Raw genomic sequence first — 23,338 nt, 5'->3', positions numbered from 1 at the left:
CCAGCCACCCTTCTAATTCAATTCACTTAAATTTCGTCGCCCGGATAACGTCGATGCCGCCTTCGCTATAACGCAAAGGATGCTTACCGTCTTTGAGAAGAACGAAACCAGATATCCCTTCAGGCAGTTCGCTAAGTTTCAACAGCGAGCGGCTGCGAGGTGTGCGTTTGTCAACTTCGATGGCACACTGTTGGCCGTCAGGTGATGCAACCAGGCAATCAATAAAGCCTTTACGACCACCGCTAATGCTGATGCTGAAATTGCGTTGCAGGTGGTATCCCTGAGACTTGATTTTTTTCTGCATCACATAATCGAAAACAACTTTGTCATCGGAGCGGATGAATTGCTCTTCCAGGAGAGCGATTAAGTTTTGCTTCAGATCTGTGTTCATCTTTCCCTCTTTGTACTAGTTTAACGATACGGGCATTTTTTTATTTCTGCCCTATTACAGAGATCTACTTAACCTATGTACCTGACTGTTGGAAAAGCCTGTTCCAGTGCTTCGCACTAACACACGGGCACTCCTCCCCCTCCCCTCCTCTCATTGAATCCTGTACGTACCACTTAACTAGTACACAAATGCAATGAGATTTGAGATTCAGCCACCGGGAACCTTTAAGCCCGGTACCAATCAGGAACGTGAATTAGTTCCTGCCAGGGGCGGCTGAGTTGTATACCCCTGTAAAGCTCTGCCCTGATTTCTCACAAACAGGCGAAGCCTTGTGTTTGCCTCATGCCTTGCCCGGTTCTCCTTTCGGTATGAAACAGGCTCGGCATCGTAGGCTTCCTGGTAGACAGCGGCATAACGCAGAACCGCTTTCTGCCGTACAGCTGGTGTTAGTCTTTCTAACTGCTGAATAATCCAGTCCTTATCTGCTTGCCCGTAAATTTCAGGCATTTCCTGTAGTGTTCTGATTGGCATTTCCATCAGGAAAGAACCTCTCTGGATAAAGGATCTGAATTTCTGTTAATTCCGTACAAAACAGCTTGGCTAGTTTTTCAGCCAGTTCCGGTGATGGACGCTGAATACCTCGCTCCATGCGGCTGAGATTGCCCGGGTCGCACTTGGTTTGTGTTGCGACCTCCTGAATGGTCAGCTTTGCATTGAGTCGAGCTTTGCGTAGTGGTGTCGTAAACATGCGCATAACCCTCTATGTTTTTAACACATATTATGTGCAATAAACATAATTTGCAAGGTAAGTTGTGTAGGTAACAAATTTATGTATAAAATACATATTGCAGAACTGCATGGGAGAAATGTTTGTGAAAGTGGGACAAAAGATTCGTGAATTACGCAAAGCCCGAAAAATGACTATTACGCAGTTAGCAGCTTTGACTGACTGGGATGTAGGAAACATTTCTCGACTTGAGCGAGGCATGCAGGGCTACAGTGCGCAAAGCATACAAAAAATTGCGGAAGCTCTCCAAGTGCCTGTATCTGAGCTATTTTCAACTGAAACAGATAGTGATACTGTAAATAAATACAGTGTTCTTTCACTCTCACATCAGAGGAGAAATGATGTGTATCGAGTCGATGTTATGGATGTTTCAGCAAGTGCAGGCAATGGTAATTCTAGCCGTGATTTTATCGAAGTAATCAGCTCGATAGAGTACGTGACGGAAGAGGCAAAAACTCTTTTCGGGCATCGGCCAGCCAACCAAGTAAAACTCATCAACGTTCGAGGCGATAGTATGCAAGGTACAATTGAGCCTGGTGATCTAATTTTTGTTGACATTGGCGTTAACTACTTTGATGGTGACGGTATCTACGTATTTGATTTTAGCGGGGACCTGTACGTTAAACGCTTACAGAAAATCAAGAGCCAATTGCTCGTTCTGTCTGATAACCCCCTCTACAAAGAGTGGCAAATCACCAAGGAAGAAATGGAAATGTTACATGTTTGTGGCAAGGTGTTACTTAGCCAATCTCAACAAATTCGACGCCACGCCTAAGCCAACCCAACTGATATTAAAAGAGCCTTACGGCTCTTTTTTTGTATCTAAAACATATTTATTATCTATACAATTCAGAAACTTAATCTTATTATATGTCTGTAACACATATTTATGTTTGACAGACATTTTTGGTGATCGTATGCTTATTTCATCGGCAAACAACGGAGCCAGTGACATGACTATCAAAGCAACTACCAAAAACTTCATCCAGCTCGTAGATATTAAAGACTTCCGCTTCGAAGGAGATTGTTCAAATATTGATTACGGCAATATCGCTAGTGACTGCAATTCAAAAACCATTTCTCTTCTCGAAGCGATTAGCCATATCAGTTTGAACATAGCATCGTTGACCTTTGGCTGTGAAGATAAAAAAGAAAGGCTCGGACAACTCTCTAGTGTTATTTCGGATCTGGCTGAATTAGCAATAGCAACGAATAAAATATCTCAGATCGCGGCATTTCTCTCAGGCGCACAAGGTAGCAATCATGGCTGATATTTCTTTAGAACAAGCAACCGAAAAAGCATGTCAGGTCGAAAGTCTGTTACGAATGTTAGAAAGCTATCCGGACACGTTGAGCGAAACAGAATTATCATCTGTAATCACTTTAATCCGTCGCTTATCTGGTGAAGTGCATGCATGGCTTATCGAAGAGCAGGCAGACAGGGGGAATGATAAATGACTATATCTTTAATCTCAGCCAGAAACAGGGTTAAACAGGCTGAAGCTGTGCTTGCTGCATGGTTTGAAAGCTCAAGGGATGATTACGAAGCGACATTAATATCAGCCATCATCACCCTGATCGAGGGTGTGGAAGAATCGATTAAAGAAGCAGATACAAAACTGAATAGTTTAATTAAATAATAAAACCGGACTAAATAAATTAACAGTGCCTTAAACGGCAGGGATATCTATAACCTGAATTTACGAGAGAGTTAATCATGACTTTCATCAAAGACCAGGCTGCGTTTAAAACAGCCCAACTCTTTCATACCTCCGGCTACAACATTATCGCAGAATTGTTTTTACGCAAAGCATACGGGAGGTAAATATGTGGAACCCGGAAGAAAATGACAACATTGAAGACGCGGCGATCTCCGCCAGAAGTCTTAATGAACTACTGGATCTAATGTACATCAGCTTTAAAAAAATGCCCCCTCTCCAGACTGTGAGACTTCTGGGTCTTGCCCTCAATATCTCATCAGGTATTTCTGTCTGGATGGACGAAGAGGAGAAACGCCGTGAAAAACAACACAATTGAAATTTACCGTCGTCGTATTGCAATTGCTGCACTGGAGAGGATGAAACGTAAGACAGGTAGCAACTGTGTCATCGTTAATATGCCCGATGGTGATATTCAGAAGATAGACTTTGACGAAAAATCAATGCTGAAACTGTTAATGCGTTTTGAAAGACAGGCGTGCAGTGAATACGGAATTTCAGAATCCACTTCTTTTATTCGCAGTACGTATATGAACAGCCTTGATATTAACGGGCATACGGAATACCTGACCGAGACAGGAAAACTTATTGTTGATGAGTTGCTCGGTGAAGTCATTACCTGGGCAAAAGAGAAATATTTCAGCGGAGGAATCAACTGATGAACTCACAGCAAATGATGACGTATTGCGGCATGCAGATCCCACTACCAGTTCTGAATATCGATCTGCACGTTTTGCCGAACTTCACCGGGCGCGTGGTTCTTTATATCGAAAACGGGCGCGTTATATGCGATCGGCAACTTCTGGATGATGAACATATTTGCGCACTGGACACTTTTATCGAAATGGCTCGCGAAGCAGGAATCCGTTTTGAGGAGATATCAAATGTTGGATAACCGCACAGCCAGCGCAATTGACCTGGCATTACAGAAGCACCATACGCCAGTCGGCGACCTTTACGCTGCTATCCGGCACGGGCGCATGAAGCGCTGTTTTAGCCGGGACACTGCGATCCGCTGGCTGGCCCACTTTCTGACATCGCACTCTTTCACACGGTCCGGCTTAAAGCAGCGCCACCCTGATTTTCTAGTTGAGCAGGACCATGGCGAACAGGTATGGCGCCGTGGCGAAACCACCGACGCATACCATCGTGCTCACCAGCGCACCATTCGCCGCCTGCGCCTGATTCTGGCCCGTAAACGTGAAATTCAAAAATGGAATGAGAAATACGATGCATGGGCAGCCCGGTGGGACGAAATGATGAAGCAGAAACCGTATTGAGGGAAGTGGAGATGGCTATGAAAACTGAATTAGCAACAGTGGCGGCGCGTGATTTACAGATCATTGAGTATCGCGGCCAACGCGTAGTCACTACTGAGCAACTGGCTGCGGGTTATGGCACCGATGCTGAGAATATTCGCCGCAACTTCAACCGCAATAAATCCCGCTTCATTGAGGGTAAACATTACTTCCAGATTACAGGCCCGGAACTTGAAAATTTGCGAGTGACTTTTAGTCCCGCACAAATTTCGAACAAAACGCGTATCACCGGGACGTATTCGAACGCCGAATTTCAATCACGGGTATCAAACTGGTTGACGGACTTTTTCCGGATATGGAGCGAGTGATCCCGAAAAAAGCGGATTTCAGCATCAATCCGGTTATCCAGGCGAAATATCTCAGTTATCCGGAGAAGATGTTTGGTCGCGAGCGGAAATTTATTCCCGTGCAACTGCAGCCGTCCGGCGAACATGGCGCGGTACGTTTTCAGTTCGATCCGGTTATTAACACGACTTACGGCAATCCTGAATTCGTTGTGATGCGCTGCCGTGATAATGCAATCAAAGTTATTGGGGAGCATCTGGGATGAAAATCGAATATCAGGACTACGGTGCCGTGGCGAACATCATCATCACCAGCACTGTGTTTGAGTTCCGGAAACATAACCGCGTGGTTGATGCTGCCCTGCTCTGCACACCAGGAATAGTTGCAAACCGTAGTGGAATGTTCTTCATGAAGACGGTTTTGTCCGGTAAATCCCGCGACATGCTGCGTGCGCACAAAACAGTATCGCGGGAGGCGACACGATGAACGTGCTCAAACAACAAATTACAGCATCAATAGCGAAAGATATTGCCTTCAGGCTGGGCGCTGAACTGAACGATGAAGAGGCTGATATTTTCGCCGATGGTTACAACGCCGCCATGCTTCAAAATTGCAACGTTGTCACCTCAGGTAAACCGTTGACCATAACCCTGCCAGACACCAGCTCAAAGGCGTTCTGGAGCAGTACAGGAAAGAACGAAACTTTCCATCCTGAAACCTATAAACGCCAGGTGAAAGAAGCGATCGAGCGGAGTTGTGTTATCGCCGGGATCGGCGTGGAGGTGAAGTAATGACCAGCAAACGCCGTCTCAGACGCAAACAGTGCGGATGTAAAAAAAGACATAAAACTGCTGACGGTGCACAGATTGAACTCCGGATTATTCGTAAGCGTTACGGGCATCAGGGACAGATGGGCGTTTACCGCTGTCCGTTCTGCAATAACTATCACGTCGGGCATATACCAGGGCGTAACGGGATCGGTTCAGGCTATGGGAGGTGGAGATGAACAAAGAATTTGAGATATGGGTTCGCCAGCGGTACGGAAACCGCTATGACCTGACACGTGACGACTACGGATTCTACTGCCGGGAAGTGGTTAAGCGGATGTTCGAAACGTGGTGCCACTGCCGTGGCCTTGATGTGGTATGAGGCGGGTATGCAAACAATTATCTATCAAATAGCCCCCAATGATTGGGTGACGGATGAGGTGTTAATGGCGTCAACAGGACTTAAGCCAGGAACCATATTACGCGCACGTAAAAAGGCGTGGTTCGTCGGACGTGAGTATAAGCACATGACGCTTGATGGTAAGCCAAAGGCAAACGGTGAATGCCTGTACCACCTGCCAACGATAAACAGGTGGATTAGAAATATGCCCGATCCGGATGTCGATCTTTGACTTATTTTCTGAAGAGAGGGTAATCTGATGACGCTCTTGGACGCAGGAGGAATTATGGCTAAACCAGCCTATCCAACCGGCGTTGAAAAACACGGAGACAAACTCCGTATCTGCTTCCACTACAAGGGGAGGCGTGTTCGTGAAAATCTGGGGGTGCCTGATACCCCCAAAAATCGCAAGGTGGCCGGAGAACTCAGGGCTTCGGTCTGCTTTGCAATCAAGGTAGGTACTTTCGACTATGCGGCGCAATTCCCTGACTCACCGAACCTGAAACTATTCGGGATTGTGAATAAGGAAATCACAGTGGCGGAACTGGCGGATAAGTGGCTAAAGCTTAAAGAGATGGAGATATCCAAAAACACCATGCTTCGTTATGAGTCGATCATAAAAATCAGCGTTTCTTTATTAGGAGGCCGGGTTCTCGCTTCTTCTGTAACCCAGGAAGATTTACTCTTTTTCAGAAAGGAGTTAATGACCGGCCATCATATTACCAGGCCAGGCCGCGAGTTAGCGCCAAAAGGAAGAAGTGTGGCAACTGTAAACTCCTATCTGGGGGTTGTTTCTGGATTATTTCAGTTTGCTGCCCGTAACGGTTACATTCCACAAAACCCATTCAATGGAATAACTATGTTGAAGCGTGCCAAAGCTGAACCAGATCCACTTTCACGTGAAGAATTTGCACGTCTTATTGACGCCTGCCATCACCAGCAAATTAAAAACCTTTGGTCACTGGCTGTTTATACTGGTATGCGGCATGGGGAATTATGCGCGCTGGCATGGGAAGATATCGATCTCAAAGCGGGGACTTTGATTGTCAGGAGAAACTATACCCAGGCGAAAGAGTTCACCCTGCCGAAAACCCAGGCAGGAACCGACAGGGTGATACATCTTGTGCAGCCAGCAATTGATGCTTTAAAAAGTCAGGCCTCTTTCACGAAGCTGAGCAAACAGCACAAAATTGAAGTAAAGCTGCGCGAATACGGTCGTACAAAAACTCATTCCTGCACCTTTGTCTTCAATCCGCAAATTACCGATCGCTCAGGTAAATCCAAAGCACATTATGCTGCACCTTCCCTGAACAGGATATGGGAATCTGCATTGAGACGCGCCGGGCTGCGACACAGGAAAGCATACCAGTCCCGACATACCTATGCATGCTGGGCGCTTGCCGCTGGCGCGAACCCGAACTTTATTGCTTCACAAATGGGGCACTCAAACGCTCAGATGGTCTATACAGTATATGGAGCATGGATGGCTGATAATAACCAGTCACAAGTAGATATACTGAATCAACAACTGGCATCTACTGCCCCAGGAGTGCCCCAAAAAGATAACATGCTTAATTTTATTTAGATAAAACAAGATGTTAAGTGGTTATGCAATCACTGAAAGGATATAATTGATTATCGTAGATCGGTTTTTGCTCGATCGCCTATAAGGAAATCATCATGCGCTATTCTAAACTCTCTTTGCTCATCCCGTGCGCGCTTCTGCTTAGCGCCTGTACGACCGTCACTCCCGCCTACAAAGATAATGGCCCGCGTATCGGCGCGTGTGTGGAAGGCGGCCCGGACAGCGTGGCTCAACAATTTTACGACTACCGTATTCAACACCACAGCAATGATATCGCCGCGCTTCGCCCCTACTTGAGTGATAACCTGGCGAAATTGTTAACCGACGCCAGCCGCGATACGGAGCACCGCCAGTTGATGAGCGGCGATCTGTTCTCCAGCCGCGCTACGCTGCCGGATAGCGCCAACGTCGCCAGCGCATCAACCATTCCGAACCGAGATGCGCGCAACATTCCTCTGCGGGTAGCGTTAAAACAGGGCGATCAAAGCTGGCAGGATGAAGTGCTTATGATTCACGAAGGCTCATGCTGGGTGATTGACGACGTTCGCTATCTGGGCGGAGATGTCCATGCCCCTGCCGGTACGCTGCGCCAGTCGATAGAAAACCGTTAACAGACAGTATTCCCCCGCTTTTGCACCCATAACCCCGTAAATTGTCTGGCATTCTGCCCGGGATGCCGACAATTCTTCTTACCTACTATTCCTCCTGCTATTTTGTGCTATGTTTAGGGAAGAATGTGGGATATATTTAACTTTTAACGCATAAATATTGCATAACTATTCTGCGAAAGGTACTATCTGCGGCTTCAATAGCTATCAGACTGCCTGTATACGAGTGTCAATGAGTATTCAATTAAACGGCATTAATTGCTTTTACGGCGCGCATCAGGCGCTGTTCGATATCACGCTGGATTGCCCCGAAGGCGAAACGCTGGTGTTGCTTGGCCCAAGCGGGGCGGGTAAAAGTTCGCTGCTGCGTGTACTCAATCTGCTTGAGATGCCGCGCTCCGGCACTCTGACTATCGCCGGGAACCATTTTGACTTTACGAAAACGCCGTCCGATAAGGCGATTCGTGAGCTACGTCAAAATGTCGGAATGGTCTTTCAGCAATATAATCTTTGGCCGCATCTCACCGTTGTGCAGAATCTGATTGAAGCGCCCTGCCGCGTACTGGGTCTGACAAAAGATCAGGCGCTGGCGCGCGCAGAAAAGCTGCTGGAGCGTTTACGTCTGAAGCCCTATAGCGATCGTTATCCGTTGCATCTTTCCGGCGGTCAGCAGCAGCGCGTCGCGATTGCCCGCGCGCTGATGATGGAGCCGCAGGTGCTGCTGTTTGATGAACCGACCGCCGCGCTGGACCCGGAAATTACCGCTCAAATCGTCAGCATTATTCATGAGCTGGCGGAAACGAACATTACTCAGGTGATCGTTACGCATGAAGTCGAAGTGGCGCGTAAGACCGCCAGTCGTGTGATTTATATGGAAAATGGTCACATCGTCGAGCACGGTGATGCGGGTTGCTTTGCCCACCCTCAGACCGAAGCGTTCAAAAACTATCTCTCTCACTAAGATTCGGGACAATGACAATGAAAAAAGTTCTGATTGCCGCGCTAATTGCAGGCTTTAGCCTTTCCGCTACAGCAGCCCAGACCATTCGTTTTGCGACCGAAGCGTCCTATCCGCCGTTCGAATCGATGGATGCTAATAACAAGATTGTCGGCTTTGACGTCGACCTGGCCAACGCGCTATGTAAAGAGATCGACGCCTCCTGTACCTTTACCAATCAGGCGTTCGACAGCCTGATCCCCAGCCTGAAATTCCGCCGCTTCGACGCTGTAATGGCGGGAATGGATATCACGCCGGAACGTGAAAAGCAGGTGCTGTTTACCACGCCATATTACGACAACTCCGCGCTGTTCGTGGGTCAGCAGGGCAAATACACCAGCGTTGATCAACTGAAAGGCAAGAAAGTCGGCGTACAGAACGGTACGACGCACCAGAAATTCATCATGGATAAGCATCCGGAAATCACCACCGTACCGTATGACAGCTATCAGAACGCGAAGCTGGATCTACAAAATGGCCGTATCGACGCTGTTTTCGGCGACACGGCGGTCGTGACCGAATGGCTGAAAGCCAATCCTAAGCTGGCGCCGGTCGGCGATAAAGTCACCGATAAAGATTATTTCGGCACCGGCCTGGGTATCGCGGTACGCCAGGGCAACACCGAGCTGCAGCAGAAATTCAATACTGCGCTGGAAAAAGTGAAGAAAGATGGGACTTACGAGACCATCTATAACAAATGGTTCCAGAAGTAATCTTTGATGAACGAATTTTTTCCTTTAGCAAGCGCCGCCGGGATGACCGTCGGCCTTGCCGTCTGTGCGCTGATCATTGGCCTCGCGTTAGCCATGTTCTTTGCCGTCTGGGAGTCCGTAAAATGGCGCCCGATTGCCTGGATAGGCTCCGCGCTGGTCACTATTTTGCGCGGCCTGCCGGAAATTCTGGTGGTGCTGTTTATCTATTTCGGCTCCTCGCAACTCCTGCTTACGCTGTCTGACGGGTTTACCCTCCATCTCGGCTTTACGCAGATCCCGGTGCAAATGGAGATTGAGAACTTTGACGTCAGTCCGTTCCTGTGCGGCGTGATTGCGTTGTCCCTGCTGTATGCGGCCTATGCGTCGCAGACGCTACGTGGCGCGCTGAAAGCCGTTCCGTCTGGTCAGTGGGAGTCGGGTCAGGCACTGGGATTATCAAAGACGGCGATTTTTTTCCGTCTGGTGATGCCGCAGATGTGGCGTCACGCCCTGCCAGGGCTGGGTAATCAGTGGCTGGTGTTGCTAAAAGATACGGCTCTGGTCAGCCTTATCAGCGTTAACGATCTGATGTTGCAGACCAAAAGTATTGCCACACGCACCCAGGAACCGTTTAACTGGTACATTATTGCGGCGGCTATTTACCTGGTCATTACGCTGATCAGTCAGTACATTCTCAAACGCATAGACCTGCGCGCGACACGTTTTGAGCGGAGGCCGGACTAATGCTTGAGTATTTACCTGAACTGCTAAAAGGGCTACACACCAGCCTGACGCTGACCGTGGCTTCTATTGCCGTCGCTTTGGTGCTGGCGTTAGTTTTTACCATCATCCTGACGCTAAAAACACCGTTCGTGGTGTGGCTGGTGCGCGGCTATATCACGCTGTTTACCGGTACGCCGTTGTTGGTGCAAATTTTCCTGATCTACTACGGACCCGGTCAATTCCCGACGCTGCAAGAGTATCCACTACTCTGGCATCTACTGTCTGAACCGTGGCTGTGCGCACTGATCGCGTTGTCGCTAAACAGCGCCGCTTACACCACGCAGCTATTTTATGGCGCGATTCGCGCGATTCCGGAAGGTCAGTGGCAGTCCTGTAGCGCGCTGGGGATGAGTAAGAAAGATACGCTGGCGATTTTGTTGCCCTATGCGTTTAAACGCGCCCTCTCCTCCTATTCTAATGAGGTGGTACTGGTCTTCAAAAGTACCTCGCTGGCCTATACCATCACCTTGATGGAAGTCATGGGGTACAGTCAGTTGCTCTATGGTCGTACCTACGATGTGGTGGTATTTGGCGCGGCAGGCGTAATTTACCTGGTCGTCAACGGTCTATTGACGCTGATGATGCGTTTGATTGAGCGTAAAGCTCTGGCGTTTGAGCGGCGCAATTAACCAGGCAGGATAAGGCATTCTCGCCGCCGTTCGACAATGGTCAGATGGCGCTGCGCTTATCAAACCTACGATGCATAATATTGAATAAATCCGACGGACAAGTGGTTAACCTGTCCGTCTTTTTTTATCCATTTTAAAATATTTAATCATTTTTATTGCATACAAATTCAATTGATGGCATTGTAAATCTATGCCGCAGACACGGCGCATAATCATAAGATTACGGGAGTGACATCATGAAAAAGTTAGTTCTGGCTGCATTACTCGCCTCTTTCGCCACTGGCAGCATCGCCGCTGAAAAAATCAATTTCGGGGTTTCCGCCACCTATCCCCCGTTTGAATCCCTGGATGCGAGTAATAAAATTGTGGGCTTCGATATCGATCTGGCAACCGCATTATGCAAGCAAATGCAGGCAGAATGTACTTTTACCAATCATGCTTTCGATAGTCTTATCCCGGCGCTGAAATTCAGAAAATATGATGCCGTCATTTCCGGAATGGACATTACCCCGGAGCGCAGTAAGCAGGTCGCCTTTAGCAATCCCTATTATGCGAACTCCGCGCTGGTGATTGCCAAAAAAGACACCTATAAAACCTTTACCGATCTAAAAGGTAAGCGTATCGGTATGGAAAATGGCACCACGCATCAAAAATATCTCCAGGATAAACATCCGGAGGTCAAAACCGTGGCCTACGACAGCTACCAGAATGCGATTATCGACCTGAAAAATGGCCGTATTGACGGTGTCTTTGGCGATACCGCAGTGGTCAATGAGTGGCTGAAAACGAATCCGCAACTGGGTCCGGCAACAGAGAAAGTGACCGATCCGCAATACTTCGGTACCGGACTTGGCATCGCGGTGCGCCCGGACAATAAGGCGTTGCTGGAAAAACTGAATAATGCGCTGGCCGCCATTAAAGCGGACGGCACTTATCAGAAAATCAGCGATCAGTGGTTCCCGCAGTAAGACGTATGTGATTAGCCCACCGTGTTGCGAAATGGCAGTATAAATACCTTATTCAGCCCACGGGCCGCCATCGGAAACTATCCTGGCCTGATAAGCGCAGCGCCATTGAGCATTCTACAGTTTGTCATCAGTCTCAAACGCCTGCATCAACAGGCGATTCGGACTAATACTTGCCGGGTGACGCTAACGCGCACCCGGCTTACAACATTGTTACGTTTTTAGACAACATCCAGACCCAGACGGCGATACTGCTCCGCCGGAGCATCATTTTCTTTCATCAAACGGATAAGTAAGTTGATCATCCTTGCTTCGATGGCCTCATCATGAATAGGATGTTGCTGCTGCGGATCGTCTCTGAGATCAAACAAGAGATGACCAAAGCTATTCACACCTTTATATTTTTCCCTGGCCGGAATACGTAATACCTGAAGCCCTTTAGTAAAGTTAAACGGAGGCGCCAGAGATAATTTTCCCAGTTCATCCACGTCATAACGCGCATTCATCTTGATCGGCATTAACGTGTAGTTCGCAATGTCATGCTCACGCCCCGGCTGCGCGGCCCGCATATAAACATAGCGTCCGTCGGTAACATTAACATGTCCGCTAAACACGCCAAACAGCGCGCCTTCCCTGACGGGTTCATCACTGGCAATGATTTTCGCCAGCGGTTGGCCCTGCATATCTGCGGGAATAGGTTGCTGAAAATAATCCAGTAGCGTTGGCGCCCAGTCAATCATCTGCACCAGCGACTGCCGTCGCGCTCCGCATACCGCGCTGCGCGGGTCCCAGATAAACAGCGGGTTATTCGCCACCTCGTTATAATAGGGCATTTGATTTTTAGCCCACCAACCGTGCTCCCCCAGCAAGAAGCCGTGATCGGTACCGACAATCAGCATCGTATCGCGCCAGAGATCGTGTTCATCCATCAGATCAAGGATACGTCCCAGATTGCGGTCGCACATGGAAACCAGGGCCCGATAACGACAGCGAATATGCGCTATCGCCTCCTCGCTTTCACTGACTTTGCCGCGCGGCCAGTCATAATGCGGGCCTTGCCACTCATCGTCATAGAGCGATAAATATTCCTCGGTGGTATAAAACGGCTCATGCGGATCGAACGTCTCAACCTGCAATAACCAGTTATCTTCGGCATGATTTTTATGGATAAAATCGCACCCGGCGTCAAAAACTTTCGTCTGGGGAAAATCGGCTTCCTGCTGGATGTATTCGCGGTTCGCCCAGTCATGACGCCATAGCCCGGAAACGCCGCCTCCGGTTTGTTTTTGTGGAACGCGCAGTACTTCCGGAATGGGCGGCTCGCCAACGCTCGCCTTCCAGTGATCGCCCTCCTGACCGCGTACTACGTCCCAGGAGCTATAGCGGTTATGGTAGTTACCGCCGCCGTCTTCCCAGTAATGCAGATGATCGCTGATAAGATGGGTGTAGATCCCCGCTTTTTTCAATAATTCCGGCATGGAATCATCAAAGGGTTCCAGCGGGCCCCACTCACGATGCAGGAAATTATAGCGCCCGGTGTGCAGTTCCCGACGGGCTGGCATACAGGGCATACTGCCGACATAACTATTGTCAAAGGTGGCGGCATGTGCCGCCAGGCGTTGAAAGTTAGGCGCTTTCGTTAGCAAATCACCATAGGGCGGCAAATAGTTTTTATTCAGACTGTCAAACAGCAGAATAATCGCTTTCATGACTCACCCTCATTTGTTGAGCAGGTGCGGAAAATTTTTCTCTACCACATCGTAAATCTGTTTACCTATTGATTCGCCATCCATGATATTTTCAATGGGAATGAGATATTGTCCGTGTTTAGGATCGAGGCTAACAACATCAAGCAATTTTTTCGAAATCGCATAAATATCTGCCCAGTCGGTAAATCCACCGACCTCTCCCGCTGCCGTATGCTCCATATCAAAAGAGAAGTCATATTTTGCTAACGCTTTTTTAACAACAGTCTGTAACATTACGCTACTGCCTACACCATAACCGCATACGAATAAAATATTTACAGAATCTTTCATAATAAAATCCTTTATATAAACCGAATCAATTAAATGGAATAAGGACCAAGATGGAACGTTGAAGCAATAAATTTCAGTAATTCACAAATTGCAGGCCACAGAGTCGCCCAGTCAAATATTCCCGTCCAGCCCACACCTTCTTTTGCCAGCCCGGTTAAAGGAATGGCCCATACCGTACCGAAAGTCTGAATAATCCCTAACAGGAAAGTACAAATAATAACGGAACGATATCCCCCCATTCGGTTGGCTAATACGCCGATGGGACCGCCGGAAAAGAAGAGCGGAACAAAACCAGGCAATACCATAATAGGGCTATGGATGAGCAGCAGGATGCCCATGGAAAAAATCGTGCCGAAAGTACAAAAGACGAATCCCAGCGTGGCCGCGTTAGGCGAAAAAGGTAATAAAGCAGCAACATCCACAGCCGGTATAGCGTTAGGAATAAAGCGATCCTGCCATCCTTTAAACGAACCGTTAATTTCACCAACCATCATCCGCACGCCCTGCAGCAAGATGACCATATACATAGAGAATTGCAGGCCCAGATTGATGATATAGATATACCAGGGTTTGCCTTTCGCCATTAACTGTACGTTATCGATCCCTGTCGCCAATAGAAAACCGCCAACGAAGAGTGTCATCACAATGGCGATTGCCGTCACGTTGTGGTTAAAAATGGCTAACCAACCGGGAAGTTTCAGGTTTTCGGCGTCATGCTTTTCCGGATCGCCGAATTTATGCGCGAATTTCGAGAAAAACCACAGTCCCAGCATCTGGTTATGCGCAATGGTAAAACCGGCGTTATTGGTCACTTTGGCGATGGGTTTAACAATAAGCGTAGTTGAAAACGCCCAAAAGACCCCGGTCAATACCCCGGCAATTACAATGGATTGTACCCAACCGAACCCCAGCCAGAAGACGATTAACCACAGTACTGCCTGTGAATGAGAGACCCCGGTATTACCGGTAAGAAATATACCTTTTGCGCCGGTATAACGGCCAAATAAAACTAATAACAGGTTAGTAAAAAACGCCAGTACAAAAACGTATCCTACATAGCCGAAATTATCGCCCAGCGCTATTTGCGTCGCGGCTTTCATGGCGTATGAATCCATTAAGTATCCATGCACGCCATAAGCTTTGCTGACTGCCTCTGCAACCGGTTTAAAAGTGGCTGAAAATTGAAAGCCGCCAAATAACACCATCATCAAACCGACCATCGCGCTGATCATACCGGTGATAATTTTTATAGGCGTCTTTTTATCCAGCGCATAGCCAACACCGACTAATATCCCAATTAATATTGCCGGTTCAGTTAAAAACGTTTGAATAACATCTATAAATTTGGCAAACATCGTCTGAACGCCCTCCATAAGCGTGCCTATTCGTTGTCATGATTGACCCCTTTACTGACGTTACGTATTGCTTCGCTGATGCTATTGAAAGTTACCCGATAAACCACCTTGTCTAATTTTGCCTTACACGCACTGTAATAATCAAAAGTAGTCATTAAAAGATTTAAAGTGATTATTTGTGATTTGATTTGCAAAAATAGGGTAATATATAAATACAACCAATTGAATTAAATAATCAATTGATTGTATTTATTATTTTTATGAAATAGTTAAGGGATAAAAATAAATATTGTGAATAGATTATATTGACCTGCGCAGTAACGCTAAAACCTCATAATGCGCGGTATGCGGGAACATATCGAAAAGCTGAACACGTTGAATACGGTAGTTCGGCAGATGACGAATATCCTGCGCCATCGTCTGCGCGTTACAGCTCGAATAAATGATAAAACGCGGCGCCATTTGTGCAAGGTAATCGCACAACGGCTTGCCAATGCCGCGGCGGGGAGGATTTACCAACACCAGATCGGGCGTTTCGCCTTGTGCGGTGGCGAATTGGGTGGAATCCAACGCCTGGAAATGAAGGCGGGTCAATCCCAGCTCGGCAGCGGATTGCTTCGCGCAGGCAATCGCCTCCGGCGCGATCTCAATACCGGTTAATTGCATCTGCGGCGTCGCGCAGTGCAGGCCGAATCCGCCCACTCCGCAAAAAAGATCCCACATATGGCGTACCGGCAGTTGCCCTACCCAATCGCGCGCCGTTGCATATAATCGGCTGGCGACCGTAGGGTTGGTCTGAAAGAAACTTTGCGGACGAATCCACAGCGGCACATCGTTAAAACGTTCCGCCAGCGCCTGCTGATCCGTCAGGTAGATTTCCGTCTCCCCTTCCATAATCGCCATATGTACCGGCTGGATATTTGCGGTGATCACTCTGAGCTGCGGCAGTTGCGCACGCAGCCACGGTAACGCCGCGCGCAGTTGCGTAAGTTTGGTTTCTGAACGCAACACGAAGCGTAGCATCATGCCGCCATCGAACTGACTTTCCGTCAGCAACAGGTATTTCAGTTCGCCACGTTTTCGCGCCACGTTATAAGGCGTGAGTCCGGCCCGGGCAATAAAAGGTTTTAGCGCGCTGAATACGGGGTCAAAGGAGGCGGGATACAGCGGGCAGCCGCAAAGATCGACCGGCGTACCGTCGCGATGCAGCATCCCGAAGAGCGGTTTTTCTACACTACCGCTCACGACCATTTTCGCTTTGTTGCGGAAATGCTGTTCCGGGCCGCCAATCGGCGCGCACCACTGTTCAACAGGCAGCCCGGCGAGCAAACGATGTAAATCGGCTGTTTTTGCGGAAAGTTGTTCGTTAACCGACTGCGTAATCCATTGACAGGAACGGCAGCGACCCGCGTCATAGAGTGCGCACTGCATACCAAAAAACCTTCATATTATCCGGGGCGACGATTATACACATTATTGCAGCCGGAAGAACCGACGGCTGGGAGCGGGAATAAACAGCAGAAACAGAATTAAAAGATCGGGGAGTTTTTGCATGACCAGGGAATGCAGGATATCACGCTTCGATTCTCCCGCGATGCTAAACAACTCAGGATACCCGTAGCCTAACGACGCCGCCCACAGATATCCGCTCACAATAATTTGTGTCGCCAGGTACACCCAGCGCGCCCAGCTACGGCCTTTCACCAGCGAAAACGCACAATAAATTTCAACAAAGACCAGCACTAAGCTGGCCAGAAAGACCAGGGTTAAGCTCCACGTCTGCACGCTGCGATGAATAAACTCGCCCATCCCGCGTATGCCGAGGGTATTCATAATCATCAGCACATCGAGACCGCGAATCAAAATAATCGCCATAGCCGCAACCTGCACCAGCGTAGGCACATTTAAACGGGCATGTGATGAGGTTGATTGCTTTATAAATCCCAATGAATGTCTTCCCTGAAAATGATGCCGCGACCCGCGCGGCAACGCATTGCCATAGTGGAAGATTTTAGTGGCTTCAGCCGCGTCTTGCACGCTGGATATCGCGAATCCGCTGTTTTTCCGCTCGCGCCATCAGGTACCAGGCAATAAATCCGACGATTCCTACCACGCCGAGGATTAACGTCGCCAGCGCGTTGATTTCCGGGTTCACGCCCATGCGCACGCTGGAGAAAACCAGCATCGGTAGCGTGGTGGCGCCGGGACCGGAAACGAAGCTGGCAATCACCAGATCGTCAAGGGAAAGCGTAAAGGCCAACAGCCAGCCCGAGATCACCGCTGGCATGATCATCGGTAACGTAATGACAAAAAAGACCTTTAACGGCGCCGCGCCAAGATCCATCGCCGCCTCTTCAATCGAACGATCCAGTTCGCGTAATCGCGAAGCGATCACCACTGCCACGTAGGCAGTACAGAAAGTGACGTGCGCCAACCAGATGGTCAGCATCCCGCGATCGGAGGGCCAGCCGATAGCATGACCGAGCGCGACAAACAGCAGCAGCAGCGACAGCCCGGTAATCACATCCGGCATCACCAGCGGCGCGGTGATCATAAACGCAAAGCCGTTTGCGCCGCGAAACCGTCCAAATCGCACCATCACCACCGCAGCAATGGTACCGAGCACCACCGCCATCGTCGCCGCACAGGCGGCAATTGTCAGGCTTAGTCCCACTGCGCTCATCATGGCGGTATCCCGAAAGAGCTCGCCATACCAGCGCGTCGACCATCCCGCCCACACCGTCACCAGCTTCGAACTGTTAAACGAGTAAATCACCAACATTAACATCGGCGCATAGAGAAAAGTAAACCCCAGCACCAGAATCAGAATGCGCCAGGGCGAGCGAACGACCGGTAAGTTATTCATCCGTGCTCCCCCACACTTTTTTGCTGATGTTTATGGAACCACATGATCGGTACTATCAGCAGCAGCAACATAATAATGGCGACCGCAGAAGCAACCGGCCAGTCGCGGTTATTGAAAAACTCCTGCCACAGGACGCGACCAATCATGATACTGTCCGGCCCGCCAAGCAGTTCCGGGATCACGAACTCACCCACCGCCGGGATAAAAACCAGCATCGAGCCGGCGATGATTCCGCCTTTGGTGAGCGGGACAATGATGCTAAAAAATGTTTTCAGCGGTCGGGCGCCGAGATCCAGCGACGCTTCCACCAGCGAATAATCAATGCGCGTCAATGCGGTATAAATGGGCAGTACCATAAACGGCAGATAAGCATAAACAATGCCGATATAGACGGCCAGGTTAGTGTGCAGGATCGTCAGCGGCTGATCGATAACCCCTAGCCACAGCAACACATTGTTCAGCGCACCGTTGTTTTTCAAAATGCCCATCCAGGCATAGACGCGTATTAAAAAAGACGTCCACGAGGGCAGAATCACCAACAGCAGCAGGATATTGCGCGTGGAGGGCTTGCTGTGCGCCACCGCCCACGCCAGCGGGTAGCCCAGCAGCAGGCAGCAGATTGTGGAAATACCGGCAATTTGTAACGATTGCAGATAGGCTTCGAAATAAAGCGGATCGTCGGTCAGTTGCAAAAAATTACCGAGATTGAGCGTAATCGACAACTGACCGTCAGCCCATTCCAGCAGATCGGTATACGGCGGGATCGCCCGCGCCATTTCCGCCAGGCTTATCTTAAAGACGATAAGAAACGGCAATAAAAACAGCAGAATGAGCCAGATATAAGGCAAAGCAATAACCAGCTTACGCCCATGTTTCATTTGCATTCGCGCCAACCATAGCGCCGCGCCGCCAGGTTTACTGATGCGTGCCGGAGGTTCAAGTGTGCTCATGTTTCCCCCTTATACCGTCAGGACCACGCAGCTATCCGCTTCCCAGCACAAACGCACTTCATCGCCCCAGGTCGGTAACCCTTTCCGGTAACGGTGCGCATTCTGCAGTTGAGCGCTGATCATCTGCCCGCTTTTTAGCCGCACATGATAAATAGACAGATCGCCGAGATACGCAATATGCGCCACTTCGCCGACGGCGAAATTATAGCCATCGGCAGGCGGCGACTCACACAGCATGATTTTTTCCGGACGTAGCGCCACATATACCGGCACATTATCAACGACAGAGGCATCTGCATCGACTTTTAACGGATGAACCAAACCGGGCGCGTCAATGACCAGACCGTCCTCCTCACGCGCTTTCAGTAAGCCCTCAAAAACATTTACCGATCCGATAAATTCGGCGCTGTAGCGGGTCGTCGGATGCTCGTAAATCTCCTCCGGTTCGCCAATTTGCACAAATTTTCCACGGTTCATGATGGCAATGCGCCCCGCCATCGTCATGGCTTCTTCCTGATCGTGCGTCACCATGACGCAGGTCACGCCGACGCGCTCAAGGATATCCACCACTTCCAGCTGCATCCGGTCGCGTAATTTTTTATCCAGCGCGCCCATCGGTTCATCCAACAAGAGCAGCTTAGGACGTTTCGCCAGGCTGCGCGCCAGGGCCACGCGCTGACGCTGACCGCCGGAAAGCTGATGCGGCTTACGTTTCGCAAACTCCTGCATGTGCACCAGACCCAGCATCTCATTGACGCGGCTGGTAATCTCCGCCTTCGGCAGTTTGTCCTGCTTCAGACCAAAAGCGATGTTCTGCTCTACCGTCATATGCGGAAACAACGCATAGGACTGAAACATCATATTAATCGGACGCTGATACGGCGGAACATGCGCCAGATCGACGCCGTCGAGCATAATTTGCCCGCTGCTCGGCGGTTCAAAACCTGCCAGCATCCGTAGCAGAGTCGATTTTCCACAACCTGACGCGCCCAGCAGGGCAAAAATCTCGCCTTTATAGATAGTCAGACTGACATCATCGACAGCATGTTGCCCGTCGAATGACTTCGTCAGGTTGCGAATTTCCAGAAGCGGCGTCAGCGCTTTACGGGTTTTCACCTGCGGGCGGTGGGGGACATCATTCACAAGGCGCTCTCCGGCATAACACAATCAAACGATACAAACGGTGGAATGCCCGATAGCGCACGCTTATCAGGCCATACCGTTAATAAATTACTTACCGCTTTTCACCTTCGTCCATGCGCGGGTGCGGACGCGATCAATCTTCGGCTCCTGCACTTTCAGGGTAAACAACTTGGCCCGCACATCCGCCGGCGGATAAATTCCCGGGTTATCGCGCACCTGCTGGCTGACCAGCGCCGTCGCCTCTTTATTCGCATTGGCGTAGAAAACGTGATCGGAAATATGGGCAATCACATCAGGGCGCAGCAGATAATTAAGGAACTGGTAGGCCTCGTCTTTATTTTTGGCGTCAGCCGGCATGGCAAACACATCAAAAAACGCCATTGCCCCCTCTTTGGGGATCGAGAAAGAGATATTGACGCCATTTTTCGCCTCTTTCGCTCGGTTAGCGGCCTGCCAGACATCGCCCGCCCAGCCGATGGCCACACAGGTATCGCCATTAGCCAGATCGTTAATGTATTGCGAGGAGTGGAAATAGCGAATGTTTGGCCGTAGCTTCAACAACAGATCGGTTGCCGGGCCGGTGTAGTCATCCGCTTTGCTGCTATTCGGATCTTTACCCAGATAGTTCAGCACAGTGGCAAAAATTTCTTCAGGCGCATCAAGGAAAGAGACGCCGCAGCTTTTTAGCTTCTCCAGATTTTCCGGCTTGAGGACTAAATCCCAGCTATTCACTGGCGCATCATCCCCCAGCACCGCTTTCACTTTATCAACGTTATAGCCAATGCCCGTCGTGGCCCACATATAGGGCATGGCGTATTTGTTGTCAGGATCGTGCTTCGCTACCAGTTTCAGCAGTTCAGGATCGAGGTTTTTCCAGCCGGGAAGTTTGCTTTTATCCAGCGGCTGAAAAACGCCCGCGGTGAGCTGGCGCTCAAGAAAACTGGCCGATGGCACCACCAGATCGAACCCGGTGCTGCCTGCCATTAACTTGCCTTCCAGCACTTCGTTAGAGTCAAAGACATCATAGATAACGTTAATCCCGGTCTCTTTTTCAAAGTTCGCCACCGTGTCCGGCGCGATATAATCTGACCAGTTATAAATGTGCAGCGTTTTTTGTTCGGCAGCGAGCGTGCCGACAGAGACGACCATCAGAGCACCCGCAACCAGACCCGATAGCCATTTTTTCTTTAAGGCGGTCATCATCGCTTTCCTTCTGAAATCCGTTAACAAATGAACCCATTAGGCGTGGTTTAAAACATGCCTGAAATGTGCATACCTTTTCATTTGATACAAATGAAGAAGAGAGGTCGCCCTCCCTGCCATCAAGCTCGCTATAGAAGCTTCGCAAGAATAACTTTAGCTAAGGTTTGAGGCTATAGCCCAGATTAAAAAACGCCTTTTATCAATTTTTTATGCAGGTTTTGTCTATGTGATAAAGCGAAATGGTCAGAAAGGAGGTGAATAATTCTTTAAATAAAGGTTAATAGCAGCATAAAAAAGTGTAAACAGCAGCCGCGCTGGCAGCGACTGCCTGATTATCGGAAGGGATTAGTGAAGAAAATGGTCAACTGCGCTGGTTTTTTGCGCGTCTTCTTCCGCGTTAAACAGAAGCTGATGCGCCCCGGCCTCAAGGATCACCATAGAAATCTGCTCTTCACTTTGGCGAACAAACCATTCGAACTGTTCGTAGGTGACGCCTTGCATAACGGATAAAGACTGGCACACAACCAGTTTTGGCAGATTATCATCCTGCATATCGAGAAAGGCTTTTACCGTCAACGAACTGGCGTTAATAGCAGAGAGATCGGCCGCCAGCGGCAGCAACGCGGAAGGCCTGACCTCCGCCATCGCGGAAAAAAGAACGGTGTTGTCCACCAAATCGATTTTAGCATCGTAGACGCCGTCAAAATTCTGCATATGCGGCAAATGCAGCGCCTGGCAGGTATCACATTCGAAGAAATTCATGCCCAGGTCGTCGAGCCATTGACGCAACGTATCCAGAGTGGGAACGACCAGTGATATCATAATAAAGTGCTACCTCTTACGATGACGATGAAAAAATTACCGGCACAGCTTACGCAAAAAGCGTGCTTCGTACTACGGCGGAATCCACGATTGCGATTAGCCGCCGATTTTAAGGCAAAATTCAGGCGTAGCGTGACGTTCTATCCACTGAATCATTCGCCCCGCGATATCCACGCCCGTAGTCTTTTCGATACCTTCCAGTCCCGGCGAGGCATTCACCTCCATCACCAGCGGCCCGCGCGCGGCGCGTAAAATATCGACACCCGCCACATCCAGCCCCAGCGTCTGTGCGGCTTTGATGGCGATATCCCGTTCACGGGGCGTGATCGTCGCGATGCTGGCCACCCCGCCACGATGAAGATTGGAGCGAAAATCACCGGCTTTCGCGCACCGCTCAATCGCCGCCACAACCTCATTGCCGACGACCAGACAACGAATATCGCATCCTTTAGCTTCGGCAATGTATTCCTGAACCAGGATATGGGCATTGAGCCCCCGAAACGCATCAATAACGCTTTCAGCAGCCTGACGCGTCTCCGCCAATACCACGCCGATCCCTTGCGTGCCTTCTACCAGCTTCACGACCAGCGGCGCCCCGCCAACCATCTTAATAAGATCGCTGGTATCATCCGGCGAATGGGCGATCCCGGTAATGGGAAGATCGATCCCCTGGCGCGCCAGAAGTTGTAGCGATCGCAGCTTATCGCGCGCGCGGGTAATGGCGACGGATTCATTCAGCGGATAGCTACCCAATAGCTCAAACTGACGTAGCGCAGCGGTACCATAAAAGGTAATGGCCGAACCAATACGGGGAATAACGGCGTCAAAATGGGGCAGACGACGCCCCTTGTAATGGATCGACGACGCTGCCGGATTAATATTCATATAGCAGGAAAGAGGATCGAGTATCTCGACCAGATGGCCGCGCCGCATCGCCGCTTCGCGCAGACGTTTGCAAGAATAGAGCGTTCCATCCCTGGACAATATGGCAATTTTCACCCTGCACCTCGCTGAAAACCCTGAAAAGCCCGCGT

25 protein-coding genes and 22 other annotated features are annotated in these 23,338 nt (G+C 49.5%); of the genes, 12 read left to right on the top strand and 13 right to left on the bottom strand.

From position 1 onward, the window contains the following. Positions 1 to 22: 22 nt before the first annotated feature. Both STM0899 and STM0898A read right to left on the bottom strand, forming a co-directional pair. Positions 23 to 397 (bottom strand): Fels-1 prophage protein gene (locus STM0899; protein NP_459876.1). Within the gene, positions 23 to 391 belong to an annotated coding region; the region does not span the whole gene. Further along, positions 392 to 397, bottom strand: a ribosome-binding site (putative RBS for STM0899; RegulonDB:STMS1H001192). Its footprint overlaps the gene before it by 6 nt. Before the next feature lie 493 nt (positions 398 to 890). After that, on the bottom strand, positions 891 to 1,145 hold the full coding sequence (locus STM0898A) for a Fels-1 prophage protein (RefSeq protein ID NP_459875.1): 255 nt from the start codon (positions 1,143 to 1,145) through the stop codon (positions 891 to 893). Positions 1,146 to 1,253: 108 nt separating this feature from the next. After that, positions 1,254 to 1,259: a ribosome-binding site (putative RBS for STM0898; RegulonDB:STMS1H001191), on the top strand. Between STM0898A and STM0898 the strand changes: the two genes are divergently transcribed. The 12 genes from STM0898 (at position 1,254) to artJ (ending at position 11,929) form a co-directional block, all read left to right on the top strand. Beyond that, the gene (locus STM0898) for a putative Fels-1 prophage transcriptional regulator (protein ID NP_459874.1) occupies positions 1,254 to 1,953 on the top strand. Within the gene, positions 1,258 to 1,953 belong to an annotated coding region; the region does not span the whole gene. It overlaps the preceding feature by 6 nt. Before the next feature lie 1,180 nt (positions 1,954 to 3,133). After that, positions 3,134 to 3,139: a ribosome-binding site (putative RBS for STM0897; RegulonDB:STMS1H001190), on the top strand. Beyond that, positions 3,134 to 3,555, top strand: a protein-coding gene (locus STM0897; protein NP_459873.1) for a Fels-1 prophage protein. Within the gene, positions 3,139 to 3,555 belong to an annotated coding region; the region does not span the whole gene. It overlaps the preceding feature by 6 nt. A 571-nt stretch (positions 3,556 to 4,126) precedes the next feature. Beyond that, positions 4,127 to 4,132: a ribosome-binding site (putative RBS for STM0896; RegulonDB:STMS1H001189), on the top strand. Beyond that, positions 4,127 to 4,523, top strand: a protein-coding gene (locus tag STM0896) for a Fels-1 prophage protein (RefSeq protein NP_459872.1). Within the gene, positions 4,131 to 4,523 belong to an annotated coding region; the region does not span the whole gene. (Overlaps the previous feature by 6 nt.) A gap of 453 nt (positions 4,524 to 4,976) precedes the next feature. Beyond that, positions 4,977 to 4,982 (top strand) — a ribosome-binding site (putative RBS for STM0895; RegulonDB:STMS1H001188). Next, positions 4,977 to 5,291 (top strand): Fels-1 prophage protein gene (locus STM0895; protein ID NP_459871.1). Within the gene, positions 4,983 to 5,291 belong to an annotated coding region; the region does not span the whole gene. Its footprint overlaps the feature before it by 6 nt. Positions 5,292 to 5,650: 359 nt before the next feature. Beyond that, positions 5,651 to 5,656: a ribosome-binding site (putative RBS for STM0894; RegulonDB:STMS1H001187), on the top strand. Then, the gene (locus STM0894) for a putative Fels-1 prophage excisionase (protein ID NP_459870.1) occupies positions 5,651 to 5,899 on the top strand. Within the gene, positions 5,657 to 5,899 belong to an annotated coding region; the region does not span the whole gene. (Overlaps the previous feature by 6 nt.) Before the next feature lie 15 nt (positions 5,900 to 5,914). Continuing rightward, positions 5,915 to 5,920 (top strand) — a ribosome-binding site (putative RBS for STM0893; RegulonDB:STMS1H001186). Further along, positions 5,915 to 7,252 (top strand): putative Fels-1 prophage integrase gene (locus STM0893; protein NP_459869.1). Within the gene, positions 5,927 to 7,252 belong to an annotated coding region; the region does not span the whole gene. (Overlaps the previous feature by 6 nt.) 83 nt (positions 7,253 to 7,335) lie before the next feature. After that, positions 7,336 to 7,341, top strand: a ribosome-binding site (putative RBS for ybjP; RegulonDB:STMS1H001185). Then, positions 7,336 to 7,863 (top strand): putative lipoprotein gene (gene ybjP / locus STM0892; protein NP_459868.1). Within the gene, positions 7,348 to 7,863 belong to an annotated coding region; the region does not span the whole gene. It overlaps the preceding feature by 6 nt. A 229-nt stretch (positions 7,864 to 8,092) precedes the next feature. Then, positions 8,093 to 8,821 carry an arginine transport system gene (artP, locus tag STM0891; RefSeq protein NP_459867.1) on the top strand — a complete coding sequence of 243 codons (729 nt, stop codon included), beginning with the start codon at positions 8,093 to 8,095 and terminating at the stop codon, positions 8,819 to 8,821. A 17-nt stretch (positions 8,822 to 8,838) separates the two neighbouring features. Next, positions 8,839 to 9,570 carry an arginine transport system gene (artI, locus tag STM0890; RefSeq protein ID NP_459866.1) on the top strand — a complete coding sequence of 244 codons (732 nt, stop codon included), beginning with the start codon at positions 8,839 to 8,841 and terminating at the stop codon, positions 9,568 to 9,570. Then, positions 9,562 to 9,567: a ribosome-binding site (putative RBS for artQ; RegulonDB:STMS1H001184), on the top strand. Its footprint overlaps the gene before it by 6 nt. Then, the gene (gene artQ, locus STM0889; protein NP_459865.1) for an arginine 3rd transport system occupies positions 9,562 to 10,293 on the top strand. Within the gene, positions 9,577 to 10,293 belong to an annotated coding region; the region does not span the whole gene. Before artI ends, artQ begins: the two co-directional genes overlap by 9 nt. Next, positions 10,278 to 10,283 (top strand) — a ribosome-binding site (putative RBS for artM; RegulonDB:STMS1H001183). Its footprint overlaps the gene before it by 6 nt. Then, positions 10,278 to 10,961, top strand: a protein-coding gene (artM, locus tag STM0888; RefSeq protein NP_459864.1) for an arginine 3rd transport system. Within the gene, positions 10,293 to 10,961 belong to an annotated coding region; the region does not span the whole gene. The genes artQ and artM overlap by 16 nt, the downstream gene beginning before the upstream one ends. Before the next feature lie 222 nt (positions 10,962 to 11,183). Then, positions 11,184 to 11,189 (top strand) — a ribosome-binding site (putative RBS for artJ; RegulonDB:STMS1H001182). After that, positions 11,184 to 11,929, top strand: a protein-coding gene (artJ, locus tag STM0887) for an arginine 3rd transport system (RefSeq protein NP_459863.1). Within the gene, positions 11,198 to 11,929 belong to an annotated coding region; the region does not span the whole gene. (Overlaps the previous feature by 6 nt.) A gap of 218 nt (positions 11,930 to 12,147) precedes the next feature. Here the strand turns inward: artJ and STM0886 are convergent. The 11 genes from STM0886 to rimK form a co-directional block, all read right to left on the bottom strand. Continuing rightward, positions 12,148 to 13,641 (bottom strand): putative sulfatase gene (locus STM0886; RefSeq protein ID NP_459862.1). Within the gene, positions 12,148 to 13,635 belong to an annotated coding region; the region does not span the whole gene. After that, positions 13,636 to 13,641, bottom strand: a ribosome-binding site (putative RBS for STM0886; RegulonDB:STMS1H001181). (Overlaps the previous gene by 6 nt.) 3 nt (positions 13,642 to 13,644) lie before the next feature. Further along, positions 13,645 to 13,971 (bottom strand): putative inner membrane protein; homology to SgaT from Vibrio gene (locus STM0885; RefSeq protein NP_459861.1). Within the gene, positions 13,645 to 13,965 belong to an annotated coding region; the region does not span the whole gene. Beyond that, positions 13,966 to 13,971: a ribosome-binding site (putative RBS for STM0885; RegulonDB:STMS1H001180), on the bottom strand. (Overlaps the previous gene by 6 nt.) 23 nt (positions 13,972 to 13,994) lie before the next feature. Continuing rightward, positions 13,995 to 15,342 (bottom strand): putative inner membrane protein; homology to SgaT from Vibrio gene (locus STM0884; protein NP_459860.1). Within the gene, positions 13,995 to 15,338 belong to an annotated coding region; the region does not span the whole gene. After that, positions 15,337 to 15,342 (bottom strand) — a ribosome-binding site (putative RBS for STM0884; RegulonDB:STMS1H001179). It overlaps the preceding gene by 6 nt. Positions 15,343 to 15,620: 278 nt before the next feature. Beyond that, positions 15,621 to 16,764 (bottom strand): putative tRNA (uracil-5-)-methyltransferase gene (gene ybjF / locus STM0882; RefSeq protein ID NP_459859.1). Within the gene, positions 15,621 to 16,751 belong to an annotated coding region; the region does not span the whole gene. Then, positions 16,759 to 16,764, bottom strand: a ribosome-binding site (putative RBS for ybjF; RegulonDB:STMS1H001178). (Overlaps the previous gene by 6 nt.) A gap of 29 nt (positions 16,765 to 16,793) precedes the next feature. Continuing rightward, the gene (ybjO, locus tag STM0881) for a putative inner membrane protein (RefSeq protein NP_459858.1) occupies positions 16,794 to 17,282 on the bottom strand. Within the gene, positions 16,794 to 17,267 belong to an annotated coding region; the region does not span the whole gene. Next, positions 17,277 to 17,282 (bottom strand) — a ribosome-binding site (putative RBS for ybjO; RegulonDB:STMS1H001177). Its footprint overlaps the gene before it by 6 nt. Positions 17,283 to 17,340: 58 nt before the next feature. Continuing rightward, positions 17,341 to 18,200 (bottom strand): putrescine transporter gene (gene potI, locus STM0880; RefSeq protein NP_459857.1). Within the gene, positions 17,341 to 18,186 belong to an annotated coding region; the region does not span the whole gene. Next, positions 18,183 to 19,147, bottom strand: a protein-coding gene (gene potH, locus STM0879) for a putrescine transporter (protein ID NP_459856.1). Within the gene, positions 18,183 to 19,136 belong to an annotated coding region; the region does not span the whole gene. The genes potI and potH overlap by 18 nt, the downstream gene beginning before the upstream one ends. After that, positions 18,195 to 18,200 (bottom strand) — a ribosome-binding site (putative RBS for potI; RegulonDB:STMS1H001176). It overlaps the preceding gene by 6 nt. After that, positions 19,142 to 19,147: a ribosome-binding site (putative RBS for potH; RegulonDB:STMS1H001175), on the bottom strand. Its footprint lies within the gene potH. After that, positions 19,146 to 20,293, bottom strand: a protein-coding gene (potG, locus tag STM0878; protein ID NP_459855.1) for a putrescine transporter. Within the gene, positions 19,146 to 20,279 belong to an annotated coding region; the region does not span the whole gene. The genes potH and potG overlap by 2 nt, the downstream gene beginning before the upstream one ends. Next, positions 20,288 to 20,293: a ribosome-binding site (putative RBS for potG; RegulonDB:STMS1H001174), on the bottom strand. Its footprint overlaps the gene before it by 6 nt. A 73-nt stretch (positions 20,294 to 20,366) precedes the next feature. Beyond that, positions 20,367 to 21,492, bottom strand: a protein-coding gene (gene potF / locus STM0877) for an ABC superfamily (peri_perm), putrescine transporter (protein NP_459854.1). Within the gene, positions 20,367 to 21,479 belong to an annotated coding region; the region does not span the whole gene. After that, positions 21,487 to 21,492, bottom strand: a ribosome-binding site (putative RBS for potF; RegulonDB:STMS1H001173). (Overlaps the previous gene by 6 nt.) A 335-nt stretch (positions 21,493 to 21,827) precedes the next feature. Further along, positions 21,828 to 22,320, bottom strand: a protein-coding gene (gene ybjN, locus STM0876) for a putative cytoplasmic protein (protein ID NP_459853.1). Within the gene, positions 21,828 to 22,304 belong to an annotated coding region; the region does not span the whole gene. Next, positions 22,315 to 22,320: a ribosome-binding site (putative RBS for ybjN; RegulonDB:STMS1H001172), on the bottom strand. (Overlaps the previous gene by 6 nt.) 80 nt (positions 22,321 to 22,400) lie before the next feature. Beyond that, positions 22,401 to 23,313, bottom strand: a protein-coding gene (gene rimK, locus STM0875) for a ribosomal protein S6 modification protein (RefSeq protein NP_459852.1). Within the gene, positions 22,401 to 23,303 belong to an annotated coding region; the region does not span the whole gene. Next, positions 23,308 to 23,313 (bottom strand) — a ribosome-binding site (putative RBS for rimK; RegulonDB:STMS1H001171). It overlaps the preceding gene by 6 nt. Positions 23,314 to 23,338 lie beyond the last annotated feature (25 nt).

This window comes from Salmonella enterica subsp. enterica serovar Typhimurium str. LT2 (assembly GCF_000006945.2).
GTDB lineage: Bacteria > Pseudomonadota > Gammaproteobacteria > Enterobacterales > Enterobacteriaceae > Salmonella > Salmonella enterica.
This window is presented reverse-complemented; position numbering and strand designations above follow the sequence as displayed.

What these genes read in the sequence shown, in the direction of transcription:
- STM0896 (NP_459872.1), top strand. Translation starts at nt 4,131, where the DNA reads ATGGGCAGCCCGGTGGGACGAAATGATGAAGCAGAAACCGTATTGAGG.
- STM0898 (NP_459874.1), top strand. Translation starts at nt 1,258, where the DNA reads ATGTTTGTGAAAGTGGGACAAAAGATTCGTGAATTACGCAAAGCCCGA.
- ybjF (NP_459859.1), bottom strand. Translation starts at nt 16,751, where the DNA reads ATGCAGTGCGCACTCTATGACGCGGGTCGCTGCCGTTCCTGTCAATGG.
- STM0899 (NP_459876.1), bottom strand. Translation starts at nt 391, where the DNA reads ATGAACACAGATCTGAAGCAAAACTTAATCGCTCTCCTGGAAGAGCAA.
- STM0895 (NP_459871.1), top strand. Translation starts at nt 4,983, where the DNA reads ATGAACGTGCTCAAACAACAAATTACAGCATCAATAGCGAAAGATATT.
- potF (NP_459854.1), bottom strand. Translation starts at nt 21,479, where the DNA reads ATGACCGCCTTAAAGAAAAAATGGCTATCGGGTCTGGTTGCGGGTGCT.
- ybjN (NP_459853.1), bottom strand. Translation starts at nt 22,304, where the DNA reads ATGATATCACTGGTCGTTCCCACTCTGGATACGTTGCGTCAATGGCTC.
- STM0886 (NP_459862.1), bottom strand. Translation starts at nt 13,635, where the DNA reads ATGAAAGCGATTATTCTGCTGTTTGACAGTCTGAATAAAAACTATTTG.
- artQ (NP_459865.1), top strand. Translation starts at nt 9,577, where the DNA reads ATGAACGAATTTTTTCCTTTAGCAAGCGCCGCCGGGATGACCGTCGGC.
- ybjP (NP_459868.1), top strand. Translation starts at nt 7,348, where the DNA reads ATGCGCTATTCTAAACTCTCTTTGCTCATCCCGTGCGCGCTTCTGCTT.
- artI (NP_459866.1), top strand. Translation starts at nt 8,839, where the DNA reads ATGAAAAAAGTTCTGATTGCCGCGCTAATTGCAGGCTTTAGCCTTTCC.
- potI (NP_459857.1), bottom strand. Translation starts at nt 18,186, where the DNA reads ATGAATAACTTACCGGTCGTTCGCTCGCCCTGGCGCATTCTGATTCTG.
- STM0893 (NP_459869.1), top strand. Translation starts at nt 5,927, where the DNA reads ATGACGCTCTTGGACGCAGGAGGAATTATGGCTAAACCAGCCTATCCA.
- STM0884 (NP_459860.1), bottom strand. Translation starts at nt 15,338, where the DNA reads ATGGAGGGCGTTCAGACGATGTTTGCCAAATTTATAGATGTTATTCAA.
- artM (NP_459864.1), top strand. Translation starts at nt 10,293, where the DNA reads ATGCTTGAGTATTTACCTGAACTGCTAAAAGGGCTACACACCAGCCTG.
- STM0894 (NP_459870.1), top strand. Translation starts at nt 5,657, where the DNA reads ATGCAAACAATTATCTATCAAATAGCCCCCAATGATTGGGTGACGGAT.
- artP (NP_459867.1), top strand. Translation starts at nt 8,093, where the DNA reads ATGAGTATTCAATTAAACGGCATTAATTGCTTTTACGGCGCGCATCAG.
- artJ (NP_459863.1), top strand. Translation starts at nt 11,198, where the DNA reads ATGAAAAAGTTAGTTCTGGCTGCATTACTCGCCTCTTTCGCCACTGGC.
- STM0885 (NP_459861.1), bottom strand. Translation starts at nt 13,965, where the DNA reads ATGAAAGATTCTGTAAATATTTTATTCGTATGCGGTTATGGTGTAGGC.
- potH (NP_459856.1), bottom strand. Translation starts at nt 19,136, where the DNA reads ATGAGCACACTTGAACCTCCGGCACGCATCAGTAAACCTGGCGGCGCG.
- STM0898A (NP_459875.1), bottom strand. Translation starts at nt 1,145, where the DNA reads ATGCGCATGTTTACGACACCACTACGCAAAGCTCGACTCAATGCAAAG.